The organism is Lysobacter brunescens, assembly GCF_042677005.1.
Lineage (GTDB): Bacteria > Pseudomonadota > Gammaproteobacteria > Xanthomonadales > Xanthomonadaceae > Lysobacter_I > Lysobacter_I brunescens.
Window position 1 is genome coordinate 448,123 of the sequence record NZ_JBHTIF010000001.1, and the last position, 12,508, is coordinate 460,630.

Below are 12,508 nucleotides of genomic sequence, written 5' to 3' on the forward strand. Positions count from 1 at the left end.
CGGGCGGCTATCCGGAATCGGGACGGTCGGGCGGCATCAGAGCCACCCCTTCTGCCGCGCCAGCCGGTACGCCTCGATGCGGTTGCCGACGCCGAGCTTGCCGATGGCCTCGGACAGATAGTTGCGCACCGTGCCCTGCGACAGGCTCAGCTGCGTCGCGATCTCGCCGGCGGACAGGCCCTCGCCAGCCAGGCGCAGCACCTGGCGCTCGCGGTCGTTGAGCGGATCGGGTTCGGACCAGGCTTCCAGCGCGAGCTGGGCATCGATCGCGCGACCGCCGCGATGCACCTTGCGCAGGGCTTCGGCGAGGTCCTCGGCCGGCGCGTCCTTGAGCAGGTAGCCGGAGACGCCGGCATCCAGCGCGCGGCGCAGGAAACCGGCGCGGGCGAAGGTGGTCACGATCACCACCTTGGTCGGCAACTCGTGGCGCTGGATGCGCTGCGCGAGTTCCAGGCCGCTGAGGCCGGGCATCTCGATGTCGGTGACCAGCAGGTCGGGCTTGAGGCGCTGCACCTCGCGCCAGGCGCTTTCGCCATCGGGCGCTGCGCCGAGCACCTCGATGTCGGTTTCCAGCGACAGCAGCGCGGTCAGCGCGCCGCGCACCATCGCCTGGTCTTCGGCGAGCAGGATGCGGATCATGCGTTCACCGCCATGGCCACGTCATGGCCGGCCTGCAGCGGCAGCCGCGCCTCGATGCGCGTGCCTTCGCCACGTCGCGAGTCGATGCGCAGGCGTCCGCCGAGTGCCTCGATCCGCTCGCGCATGCCGCCGAGGCCGTTGCCCGGGACGATGTCGCTGCCGCGCCCGTCGTCGTCGATGCGCAGCACCGCGTCGCCACCGATCGTTTCGAGTTCGACACTCGCCTTGCGCGCGCGGGCGTGGCGCTGGATGTTGGTCACTGCTTCGCGCACGGTCATCGCCAGCGCGGTCTCAACCTCGGCCCGCAGCGCGCCGCCTTCCAGCCAGCGCGGATCTATCTGCGAGGCGAAGGTGACGCCGTCGGTTTCGAGCAGGAGTTTCGCCGACACCAGTTCCGCCGCGATGCCGGCGGCGCGGATGCCGGTCACCGCCGAACGCACCTGGGCCAGGGCTTCGCGCGCGACGCGGCTGACCTCGGCGATCTCGCGCTGCGCGGCGGCGCGGGCCTCGGCGGCGCGGGCGTCGTCGCCTTCGCCGCGCGCCAGCAGCTTGCCGGCCAGGTCGCTCTTCAACGCGACAAGCGACAGCGTGTGGCCGAGCAGGTCGTGCAGGTCGCGGCCGATGCGCTCGCGCTCGGCCACCGTGGCCAGGCGGCGCACTTCGTCGTGGCTGAGCTTGAGTTCGGCGCGCTTGCGCAGGTTCTCGATGAACTGGTACTGCCCGAAGAACGCGCCCAGCCCGACCAGCAGGGTGATCACGAACACGAACGGCGGGATGCGCAGGACCAGGGTTTCCACCAGCATGCCGGCGAGGATCAGGAAGGCCCAGGCCACGCGCGGCCACAGCGAACGCCCGACCCCGGCGGCGATCGCCACGGCATAGATGATGTAGGTGTTGCCGAACGGATTGACCGGGATCAGCGCATAGCCGACAGCGGCGATCGCGAGCATGCACACCGGGCGCGCGGCGCCCTCGAAGCGGAACGAGGCGAAGTACAGCGGTAGGAACACCACGATCGACAGCAGAGTCGGGCCGAGCACTTCGGCCGGCTCACCAACCCAGCTGCCGCGCGTGTCGGCCAGCCAGCCCACCACGAACGGCACGAAGAGGAACAGCAGGTAGCCGAGCGTGAACACCGGCATCCAGCCCAGCCCCAGCGAATCGGGCACCAGTCGGTTGCGCCAGCGCAGCAGCAGGGGCATGAGGGATCTGGACATGGAAGGTTCTTGGAGGATGTTGCGAGAGGGCGTCAGGGTCATTCAGACAACTGCGGTCGATTCATGATTCTGTCATTCCGGGCCTGTGGCGAGGAACCTGTTTTTGATGCGCGTCCGCAGATTCGCTTTTCAAGCAGGTCCCTCGCCTTCGGCTCGGGATGACAGGATCTGGCATCAACCCGCGAGCCTGCGCCGTGCCAGCGCGGCGAACAGCACGGTGATGCCGATCAGCACGCCGATGTGCACCGCGAGCAGGCCGCCGCCGTCCAGGCCGATCACCTTCAGCGCGATCTGCGCGTGGTGATAGGCCGGCCACACCGGGGCCATGCCGGCGATCCATGACGGCAGCAGCTTCAGCGGCAGCCACAGGCCGGACAGGAAGGCCATGGGCAGGAACAGCATGTTCACCACCGCCGGCGCGCCCTGTCCGCCGACCAGCGTGCCGATGAACAGGCCGATCGCGCAGAACGGCAGCACGCCGAGCGCGCAGACCAGGGCGAGCAGCAGCCATTGCGCGACCGACAGCGACACGCCGCCGAACGACGCGGCCAGCACCGCGAGCAGCGCGAAGATCGCCGAGGCGAACAGCACGGCAGTGACCATCTTCGCGACCAGATAGGCACCCGGCGGCATCGGCAGCGCGCGCTTGTAGGTCAGCAGGCCCTGTTCGCGTTCGATCGCGACAGTCACGCCGAAGCCGAACAGGCCGGCGCCCATCGCGCCGAACACGCCGTAGGTGGCGAGCAGATATTGCGCTGCATCGCCCCGCCCCTTGTTGAGCACCAGCCCGAACAGCACGTAGAACAGCGCCGGGAACAGCAGGGTCGGGATCACGTACGACGGGGTGCGCAGCAGGCGCCGCCATTCGTACCAGGCTTCGAGCGCGTAGCTGCGCAGCGGCGAATGCGGGACGCCTGGGAGATCGAGTGCGGTCGTGGTGTTCATCAGGCGGCCTCACGGTCGGTGTTGCGGTCGGTGTCGCGGGTGAGTTCGAGGAAGGCGTCGGCCAGGCCGGCGCGGCGGATGTCCAGTTCGGTGAGCGCGGCATCTTCTGCGAGGAGGCGGCGGACCACGTCCTCGGCGGCGTCGGCGACGACCTCGATGCGCGCGCCGTCGCGGCTGGCGGCGCGCACGCCGGGCCAGGTGCCGACACGTGCGACGTCGAGCGCGGACAGGCAGCGGATGCGCCGCTGCGAGACGCGCGCGCGGACCTCGTCCATCGCGCCATCGGCGACCACGCGGCCGCGATCGAGCACGACGACACGATCGGCCAGCGCCTCGGCCTCTTCCAGGTAATGCGTGGTCAGCAGCACGCCGGTGCCGCCGGCGACCAGCTCGCGGATCGTCGCCCACATGCGCTGGCGCGCATCGATGTCCAGCCCGGTGGTCGGTTCGTCGAGGAACAGCAGTTCCGGGCTGCCGCAGATCGCCAGCGCGAACTGCACGCGGCGCTGCTGCCCGCCCGAGAGCTGGCCGTAGCGGCGGTCCATCAGCCCGTCGAGGCCAGCCATCGCCACGCAATCGGCCACGCTGCGCGGGCGCGGGTAGTAGCTGCGGGTGAGGTCGAGCAGTTCGCCCACCAGCGCGTTCTCGGGAATGCCGGCCGATTGCAGCATCACCCCGATGCGCCTGCGCGCGGCGATATCGCCGGGGGGCAGGCCGAGCACCTCGGCCTCGCCGGCATCGGCGGCGACCAGGCCCAGCAGCACCGCGATCGACGTGCTCTTGCCGGCGCCGTTGGCGCCGAGCACCGACAGCACCTCGCCGCGGCGGATCGAAAAGCCGACGCCATCGAGCGCGGTGAGCGTACGGTAGGCCTTGCGCACGCCGTGCAGGCGGGCCAGCGGGACGGTCGCAGGGGACGGGAGGGACGGGAGGGATTGGGGTGACATGACCGGTCCTGGTGTCGGGATGGGCACAGTCTCGACATCGCCCGGCCCGGCCGGCAGTCGCGGGCGTCAGCCATCGGAGGTGACAAACGTCACCTGACGCGGGCGAGGTCGGCCCGATATGCTGGCCTCCACTGCATCCGGCGCGCCGTCGGCTTCGTCAGACTGCGACCGCGCCCCACCCTTCCCGCCTTGCCACGGATCGCCATGAGCACCCCCACCCCCGCCGACCCGCTGTCCCAGCTCCGCATCGACCGCAGCCAAGGCGCGCGCAAGCCGCGCCGCAAGCGCTGGCCCTGGGTGGTGGGCGGCCTGGTCGTCGTCATCGCCGGCCTGGCGGTGATGTCGATGAACCGCCCGGTCGAGGTGCAGGCCGCCGTCGCCCGCGACGCCGCCGACCCGGCCAACGCCTCGCTGCTCGACGCCTCCGGCTTCATCGTCGCCCGGCGCATCGCCACGGTGTCCAGCAAGACCACCGGCCGCGTGCGCGAGGTGCTGATCGAGGAAGGCCAGCGCGTCGAGGCCGGCCAGGTGCTGGCCACGCTCGATCCGATCGACGCCGATGCCCAGCGCGCGCTCGCCGACGCCCAGCTCGCGGCCTCGCAGAGCCAGATCGCCCAGGTCGAGGCGCAGCTGGTCGAAGCCGAAGCCAGCGCGCGCCGGCTGTCGTCGCTGGTGAAGGACAAGCTGGTCTCGCGCCAGCAGTACGACCAGGCCGTTGCCCAGCGCGACGCCCTGCGCGCCTCGCTGGTCAGCGCGCGGCGCGGCGCCGATGTCGCCGGCCGCCAGCGCGACGTCGCCGCGATCGGCGTCGACAACACCATCGTCCGCGCACCATTCGCCGGCGTCATCACCGCCAAGGCCGCGCAGCCCGGCGAAATCGTCTCGCCGATCTCCGCCGGCGGCGGCTTCACCCGCACCGGCATCGGCACCATCGTCGACATGGACTCGCTGGAGATCGAGGTCGACGTCAACGAGGCCTACATCGGCCGCGTGAAGCCGGGCATGCCGGTCGAAGCGGTGCTCAACGCCTATCCGGACTGGAAGATCCCGGCCGAGGTCATCGCGATCATCCCCGCCGCCGACCGCAGCAAGGCCACGGTCAAGGTGCGCATCGCACTGAAGCTGCGCGACGCGAAGATCGTGCCCGACATGGGCGTGCGCGTGAGCTTCCTCGAAAAGGCCGTGCCCGGCGCGCCGAAGCCGACCGGCGTGTGGGTGCCCTCGCGTTCGATCCGCCTCGCCGAGGGCGAAACCGCGGCGAAGGCCACGCGCGGCACGGTGTTCGCGATCGATGGCGACAAGGCGCAGGCGCGCGAAGTCGCGCTGGGCGAAGCCCGCGACAGCGACCGCCGCATCACCTCCGGCCTCAAGGCCGGCGAACGCATCGTCGACGACGCCTCGAAGATCCAGGACGGGCAGCGCGTGGTCGTCGCCGACCCGAAGGCCAAGGCCGCGAAGTGACCGCCATGGACGATGCGACCCGACCGCTGGTCGAAATCCGCGCGCTGACCAAGATCTACACGCGCGGCAAGCAGCTGGTGCCGGTGCTGCACGGCATCGACCTGGACATCCCGCGCGGCGACTTCGTCGCGCTGATGGGCCCATCCGGCTCGGGCAAGACCACCCTGCTGAACATCATCGGCGGGCTGGACACACCCAGCGACGGCCGGCTGCTGGTGAACGGCGTGGCGATCGAGGACCTGCCCGCCGATGCGCTGGCCGCGTGGCGCGCCGACACCGTCGGCTTCATCTTCCAGAGCTACAACCTGATGCCGGTGCTCACCGCGCAGAAGAACGTCGAGCTACCGCTGCTGCTCACCGACATGGGCAGCGGCGAACGCGCGAAGCGCGCGAAGATCGCGCTGGACCTGGTCGGCCTGGGCGACCGCGCGCGGCACAAGCCGAACGAGCTGTCCGGCGGCCAGCAGCAGCGCGTCGCGATTGCGCGTGCGCTCGTCTCCGACCCGCTGCTGCTGATCTGCGACGAACCCACCGGCGACCTCGACCGCAAGACCGCCGACGAAGTGCTCACGCTGATGCAGACGCTCAATCGCGACTACGGCAAGACCATCGTGATGGTCACCCACGACCCGAAGGCCGCCGAGTACGCACGGCGCACGGTGCACCTTGACAAGGGTCGTCTGGTCGACGACCCGGGGCATCACTAAAGTGAATCCCATACCCGCGCATTGCTTCGCCCCCACCCCAACCCTCCCCCGCCATGCGGGGGAGGGAGAGAAGCACGCATGAAATACGTCGGACTGGTGCTCTCCGGGCTGCTGCGCAGGAAACTGCGCACCGGCCTCACGCTGCTCGCGCTGCTGATGGCCTTCACCCTGCTCGGCCTGCTGCAGGCGGTGAACTCGCTGTTCGGTGGCGCGGCGGACTTCCTCGGCGCCAACCGGCTGATCACCCAGGCCTCGACCTCGTTCACCCAGCCGCTGCCGATGCGCCTGATGCCGCAGATCGAGGCCGTGCCCGGCGTCGAATCGGTGATGCACTCGCAGTTCTTCGGCGGCGTGTACCAGGACGGACGCGGCTTCTTCCCGCAGTTCGCGGTGAACCCGCAGCGCCTGCGCGACACCTATCCCGAATGGGTCATGGCCGAGGACGGCTGGCGCCAGTTCATCTCGACCCGCGATGGCGCCATCGTCGGCCGCAATCTCGCCGAGACGAACGGCTGGAAGGTCGGCGACATCATCCCGCTGAACTCCTTCATCTGGACCAAGGCCGATGGCTCGCGCACCTGGGAATGGCGCGTGGTCGGCATCTTCGAAGGCCGCGACGAAGAGTGGGACGAACGCGCCAACGTCATGTACCTCAACTACGGCCAGTTCGACGAAGGCCGCAGCGCCGCCGCGCGCGGACTCGCCGGCATCTTCGCCGTGCGCATCGCCGATCCCAACGAAGCCGCGCGCATCGCCGCCGAAATCGACGCCAAGTTCGACAACTCCTCCGACGAGACCAAAACCCAGAGCGAACAGGAGTTCCAGCTCGGCTTCGCCCGCCAGTTCGGCGACATCGGCGCCATCGTCAACCTGATCACCGCCGCCGTGTTCTTCTCGATCCTGTTCCTGACCGGCGTGTCGATGTCGCAGGCCGTACGCGAACGCATCCCGGAACTGGCCGTGCTCAAGTGCCTGGGCTTCACCGATCGGCAGGTGATGTGGCTGGTGCTGGCCGAAGCCTTCGCGCTGTGCCTGCTCGGCGCGCTCGCGGGCATGTTGCTGGCCAGCGCGCTGACCCTGCTGCTGCCACCGGAATTCCCGATCACCACCGACCTCCGCGTGTGGATCATCGCCGGCATCAGCGTGCTGGTGCTGACGGTGATGATCGGCATGCCGCCCGCACTGACCGCGAAACGCCTGAAGATCGTCGATGCGCTCGCCGGGCGCGGCGACGATTCGCCGCTGGAGCGCCTGCTGCATCGCGGCCTGGACGCCCTGACCCGACTCTTCGGCCGCCGCACGGAAGAGGAGGAAGCGGCATGAGCATCCTGACGCAGACGCGCGAAATCGTCATGCTCAACCTGCGCTCGATCCCCGAGCGCCTCGCGCCCTCGCTGGTGATCGTGATCGGCATCGCCGGCGTGGTCGGCGTGCTGGTCGCACTGCTGTCGATGTCCACCGGCCTGAAACAGACCCTCGGCGGCAACGGCCGGGACGACCAGGCGGTGATCACCCGAGGAGGTTCGCAGGGCGAATTGTCCAGCTTCCTCGCGATCGCCTCGATGACCCTGATCAAGCAGGACCGCGCCATCGCGCGCGGCAGCGACGGCCTGCCCCTGGCGGCCGGCGAACTGATCGTCATCACCGAAGTCCCGCGCCCCGGGCAGAGCACCGGCGCGAACGTCACCCTGCGCGGCGTCGAACCGACCAGTTTCCGGCTGCGCCCGGACTTCACCCTGGTGGAAGGCCGCCGCTTCCGTCCCGGCGTGCAGGAAATCATCGTGGGCGACGGCGCCGCGAGACAGTTCGAGGGCCTGGCCATCGGCAACCAGCTGCGCTTCCGTGGCGGCACCTGGACGATCGTCGGCCACTTCCGCAGCGGCGATGCCTACGACTCGGAGCTGTGGACCGATCGCGACACGCTGCAGAGCGCCTTCGGCCGTGCCGGCGTGTCTTCGCTGCTCGCGCAGCTGCGCAGCGCCAATGATGTCGAGCCGATGAAGGCCCGCCTGGTCGCCGACCCGCAGCTCGATGTCGACGTGCGCAGCCAGCGCGACTACTACAGCGGGCAGTCGGAAGGCCTGACCAGCGTCATCGGCTTCCTCGCCACCATCGTCGCCGTCATCATGGCCCTCGGCGCCACCTTCGGCGCGCTGAACACGATGTACTCCGCCGTGTCGGCGCGCACCCGCGAGATCGGCACGCTGCGCGCGCTGGGCTTCGGCGCCCTGCCGGTCGTCGCCTCGGTCATGGCCGAATCGCTGCTGCTCTCGCTGTGCGGCGGCGTGCTCGGCGCGGTCATCGCGTACCTCGCCTTCAACGGCTACGCGGTGTCCACCCTCGGCGGCGGCTTCACCCAGGTCGCGTTCCAGTTCGCGGTCACGCCCGGGCTGGTGCTGCTCGGGGTCACGCTCGCGCTGGGCATCGGCTTCATCGGCGGCCTCGCCCCCGCGATCCGCGCCGCGCGGATTCCGGTGACCGAGGCCCTGCGCGCGGGCTGACCGCTCGTCGGCGGAACGACAACCGGGGATGAAGGCCTGCCCCGGCTGTCTTCATCCCCGTCGCGGCACCGTGCTACGTTCGGCCGGAATCCCCCTCTCCCCGCGTGACTCATGGATATGGAACCGTCCGCGCCACCGCCCGGCCCCGGGCCACGCCTGCATGCACCGGCATGCGCCCTGCTTCTCGCCCTCACCTTCTCACTCTCGGCCTGCGCCATGGAACATTCTTCTTCATTCGATTCGGACGCCTGGAAATCGCAGCGCGGCGCCGCCGCCAGCGACAATCGCCGCGGGGGCATGCTCCCGGCCCTCGACAAGGTCCTCCACGCCGGCATGAGCCGCGACGAGGTCGTCAAGCTGCTCGGCGAACCCGATCACAGCGACACCCAGGCCGGCGTCGACCAGTACGAACTCGGCATCGCCGGCTACGGCGTCGATGAGGAGTACTACGAGCTGCGCTATCGCGACGGGAAGCTCGAATCGCATCGCATGGGCCGCCGCTGATCGCACCGCCGGCCGCACCGCAACACCTTCCCTAGGATCGCAACGCCTCAGGAACCCAGGAGCCCGTCATGTCCAGACCCGACCTCGGCAGGGTCCGCACCGATTACCAGGTCGCGGACGACACGATGATCGATTACCGTCCGCGCGCGTTCGGCGCGTTCGACATCCCCTTCACCGATTCGGTCAGGATGACCCGCACCGAAGGCGCCCTGCTCGATGAGCTGACCTTCCATCGCGGCCTCGTCGGACTGAGCGAATTCCGCGACACCGCCCGGCTCGCCGGCACCGAGGCGATCAACCGCTTCCCGAACAACCCCGTGCCGTCCAACATCCCCGCCGATCGCGCCGGCGAATGGCAGGGCAACGACGGCCACCGAGACGCGTTCCGCCACGCCTACTGGAACGCGCTGATGACGCAGCGCTACGGCGAAAGCTGGACCGCCGCATTCGCGACCGCACACGAAGGCATTCCCGGCAACACCGCCAATCGCGAAGCGATGGATCTGTACAACAACCAGATCGGTCGCTCGATCGGCGCGGCCAATCCCAACGCGACACCGCAGGAACTCGCCAACCAGGTCGAGCAGGCACTCAACCAGGGCCGCCTGGTCACCATCGACCGCAGCGGCAACCTGGAATGGAGCGACCGCGTCGCGCGCGGTCAGCACGGCCTCGCACCCAACGACGTGATCGGCCCGAACCTGCGCACGCCCGGCGTGGTCTCGCCTGACATCGTCGGCCTCAACAACACCGATCCCGCGCGTCCCGAGACGCGCATGGCCGCCGCCGACCCCGCCGTCGAGCGCATGCGCCAGGATCCGATGTTCGGCCAGGTGGTGAATGCCATGGCCGCCAAGGGCCTGCAGGACGACACCATGGCCGCCAACGTCTACGCCGCCGCCACCCGCGCCAACCTCGCCGGCGTCACCAACATCGAGATCGGCAACCGCATCGAAGGCGCCAACGGCCAACCGGACCGCACCCTGTTCGTCTTCGACGGCCGCAACGGCGTCGAAGGCCCCGTCCACGCCCGGCTCAGCGAAAACGAGGCACGCACCACACCGGTGCAGGTCGCCGCGAACGTCGCCGACACCTCGCGCACCCAGCAGCCCGCCGCACCCGAGCAGGAAACGCGCAGGACGATGCAGGTCTGATTTCAATCGGGAAATCCGGATGCATCCGCTCAACATTGAAACGCCCGGCTTTGCCCGGGCGTTTTCTTTTCGGGGATCACGACGAATGTCGACACTGCGATGGTAGCGGGATCAGTTCGGCATCTGATCGGGATCAGTTCGATGCCTGTCATCGCGAGTTGAAGGCAAGGGAGCTGTTTTTCAGTAAAACGCTCTTGCGAAGAAGCACCTGTCAGTTCTAACAGGAATGACATTCGGGCAGGGATTGAAAGACGATTGGCGGCGGTGCTGTCGCAGATCCGGATCGCAGAGAGGGCTGTCGCTCGACACCGACCAGCATCCAATTGATTGATACGAAGATTTTACGGTCGCGGATCTGGTGCGAACATACTGGCTTCTTGGATTTTGCGCCGCCCTGTTATCCAAAAAATTTAACTTCTAATTGTAGTTAACTGAGTTAGGAGGTCACTTGCCAATCACTATCGCCCTCAGAACCTTGGCTGCAGTCAATGTGTTTCGGGACACAATAATCGATACGCTAGATTCAGGCCAGGCAGATGAGGCGCTACTTTGCTCCGGCTTCTTTCAAGAAAATTTCAAGGGCTCGCCATATCAAGCGAGCAAGGAGAAGAAGCTCGCTTCCGCATGTGCAAGGAGCGGCGTAAAGCTCACAACTATTGGGGTTCATAACCAGTCGTGGCAGCCGTCCTATAGAAACTTTCGAAATAGCATGGTCGCCGCGGGCGCAAACGTAAAATGCCTCTACAAGCCTGGCCTTCGTTGGCACGCAAAAGTATTCGTTGCTTCTCGCAAGGGAAAGCCGATCTTGGGAATAATTGGCAGCTCCAACATCACTCGAAATGCCTTCTCTACCGGAGCACCATTCAATAACGAGTGTGATGTATTCATATGGCCTAAGAGTTCGCCTCTTATGGTATTGGCGGAAGCCGTTGCTGACCGACTTGACGGACTAATCGTCGTCAGGGCCCCTTATCGCCGCAGCTGGAACCAGGGTTTAACCGCCACACAAAAGCTCGCCCAGATTCGGGAACAAGTCCTTGGGCAAGATCTTCAGGAGCTAAGCTAACAGTTCGCCCAAGCAGACGCCGCTTCACGGAACGAATTAACTCAGGCTTTAGGCCTATTCTGAGGAGTATCACAATAGTGGAATGGTATGAAGCAATTGATCAAGTGACTCCGCACGTGTTCCGCATATCTACCCCAGACGGCTCGGGATCGGGATGGCTTGTTTCTCGTAGCCAGGTTGATGATTTATGTGTTTTAGCCACCGCAGCGCACGTAATAGACAGTGCCCATTACTGGGAAAAGCCCATTCGCATAACGCACCACCAAAGTGGCGGCACCCTTCTACTTAGAGCCGACCAACGTGCGATCATAATTGACTCGGCGAAAGACACTGCAGCGCTAATATTCAATAGCGGCGAATTGCATCTCCCACAGAACAACCCCCAACTATTCCAGCGCGATTATCACCTCAAACCTGGCAATGAGATTGGATGGCTAGGCTACCCTGCAGTTCAAGGTGCAGATTTGTGCTTCTTTCAGGGCCATGTCAGCGCATACCTAGACAGGGAAACATCTTACCTAGTGGATGGCGTGGCGATTAACGGTGTCAGTGGTGGCCCAGCTTTCGCAAAGTGGGGAGACGATGTTGAAATGATCGGCCTTGTTTCTGCTTACATTCCAAATCGCGCCACAGGCGTTGTCTTACCTGGCGTAGCCCTGATTAGGGATATCAACCAGTACCATGACTATGCAGATCGCGTCAGAAATCTTGACGACGCTCAAGCACAGCAATCTACTCCAAGTGAGCCACCACCGCCACCTGAGACAGAAACCCAAACTCGGGGCTAATGAGCAGTAAGGGCGTAAGACGCATAAATAGAGTGTATAAGCGAAGCGTCATGCACCTTCTACAGAGAATTGCGGATCGCTGACGCATCATGGCGCATGACGCCTCCGGCTCATGCGTCCTACGAAGACAAGGCATCGAATCGAGAAACCGCTTGAAGCTGTGACACACACAGGGGGCTGGATGCGATCGACACTTCCATGGCTGCTTGCACTGGCCCTGCCGCTCCAGGCCATCGCGCACGGTGGCGGTCTGGACAGGAATGGTTGCCACACCAACAGGAAGACCGGCGAGTACCACTGCCACGGTGGCTCGCCTGCGCCGTCGCGCAGTGCGTTCCTGCCCGACAGCAGGCGCGCGCCTGCCGGATCAAGTGACCGAGGCGGCGCGTTCGCCAACTGCGCGGAAGCCCGCTCGGCGGGTGCGGCGCCGGTGCGTCGCGGCGATCCCGGCTACGGCCCGCATCTCGACCGGGACAACGATGGCATCGGCTGCGAGCCATACCGCAGGCGCTGATATGCGCCAGCTGCAAACTCGCAAAACTCCGGCCGCACGAGGCGGCCGGAGCATGTAAGCACGAT

Annotated in this window: 12 protein-coding genes; 8 read left to right on the plus strand and 4 right to left on the minus strand. The window is 66.7% G+C overall.

Features of this window, described 5'->3' with window-relative positions:
• Positions 1-36 precede the first annotated feature (36 nt).
• From ACFQ0E_RS01955 to ACFQ0E_RS01970, 4 genes are all read right to left on the minus strand, one after another.
• Complete coding sequence (locus ACFQ0E_RS01955) at positions 37-639, minus strand: response regulator (protein ID WP_386822018.1); 603 nt, start codon at positions 637-639, stop codon at positions 37-39.
• Positions 636-1,856 carry a sensor histidine kinase gene (locus ACFQ0E_RS01960; protein ID WP_386822019.1) on the minus strand — a complete coding sequence of 407 codons (1,221 nt, stop codon included), beginning with the start codon at positions 1,854-1,856 and terminating at the stop codon, positions 636-638. Before ACFQ0E_RS01960 ends, ACFQ0E_RS01955 begins: the two co-directional genes overlap by 4 nt.
• A gap of 174 nt (positions 1,857-2,030) precedes the next feature.
• Positions 2,031-2,801: an ABC transporter permease gene (locus ACFQ0E_RS01965; protein WP_386822020.1), complete on the minus strand. Its 771-nt coding sequence runs from the start codon at positions 2,799-2,801 to the stop codon at positions 2,031-2,033.
• Entirely contained in the window at positions 2,801-3,748 is a 948-nt protein-coding gene (locus ACFQ0E_RS01970; RefSeq protein WP_386822021.1) for an ABC transporter ATP-binding protein, read from the minus strand. The genes ACFQ0E_RS01965 and ACFQ0E_RS01970 overlap by 1 nt, the downstream gene beginning before the upstream one ends.
• A 204-nt stretch (positions 3,749-3,952) precedes the next feature.
• On the opposite strand from ACFQ0E_RS01970, the gene ACFQ0E_RS01975 reads away from it, so the two are divergent.
• From ACFQ0E_RS01975 to ACFQ0E_RS02010, 8 genes are all read left to right on the plus strand, one after another.
• The gene (locus ACFQ0E_RS01975) at positions 3,953-5,209 is read left to right on the plus strand and encodes an efflux RND transporter periplasmic adaptor subunit (RefSeq protein ID WP_386822022.1); all 1,257 of its coding nucleotides are present in this window, start codon (positions 3,953-3,955) and stop codon (positions 5,207-5,209) included.
• A 5-nt stretch (positions 5,210-5,214) separates the two neighbouring features.
• Complete coding sequence (locus ACFQ0E_RS01980) at positions 5,215-5,916, plus strand: ABC transporter ATP-binding protein (protein WP_386822023.1); 702 nt, start codon at positions 5,215-5,217, stop codon at positions 5,914-5,916.
• Between the two features lie 78 nt (positions 5,917-5,994).
• Entirely contained in the window at positions 5,995-7,239 is a 1,245-nt protein-coding gene (locus tag ACFQ0E_RS01985) for an ABC transporter permease (protein ID WP_386822024.1), read from the plus strand.
• The gene (locus tag ACFQ0E_RS01990) at positions 7,236-8,417 is read left to right on the plus strand and encodes an ABC transporter permease (RefSeq protein ID WP_386822025.1); all 1,182 of its coding nucleotides are present in this window, start codon (positions 7,236-7,238) and stop codon (positions 8,415-8,417) included. Before ACFQ0E_RS01985 ends, ACFQ0E_RS01990 begins: the two co-directional genes overlap by 4 nt.
• 297 nt (positions 8,418-8,714) lie before the next feature.
• The gene (locus tag ACFQ0E_RS01995) at positions 8,715-8,921 is read left to right on the plus strand and encodes a hypothetical protein (RefSeq protein ID WP_386822026.1); all 207 of its coding nucleotides are present in this window, start codon (positions 8,715-8,717) and stop codon (positions 8,919-8,921) included.
• A 68-nt stretch (positions 8,922-8,989) separates the two neighbouring features.
• Complete coding sequence (locus ACFQ0E_RS02000; protein ID WP_386822027.1) at positions 8,990-10,075, plus strand: DUF6973 domain-containing protein; 1,086 nt, start codon at positions 8,990-8,992, stop codon at positions 10,073-10,075.
• Between the two features lie 1,143 nt (positions 10,076-11,218).
• A complete protein-coding gene (locus ACFQ0E_RS02005) occupies positions 11,219-11,929 on the plus strand; it encodes a trypsin-like peptidase domain-containing protein (protein WP_386822028.1) in 711 nt (236 codons plus the stop codon).
• 181 nt (positions 11,930-12,110) lie between these two features.
• Positions 12,111-12,443: an excalibur calcium-binding domain-containing protein gene (locus ACFQ0E_RS02010; protein WP_386822029.1), complete on the plus strand. Its 333-nt coding sequence runs from the start codon at positions 12,111-12,113 to the stop codon at positions 12,441-12,443.
• Positions 12,444-12,508 lie beyond the last annotated feature (65 nt).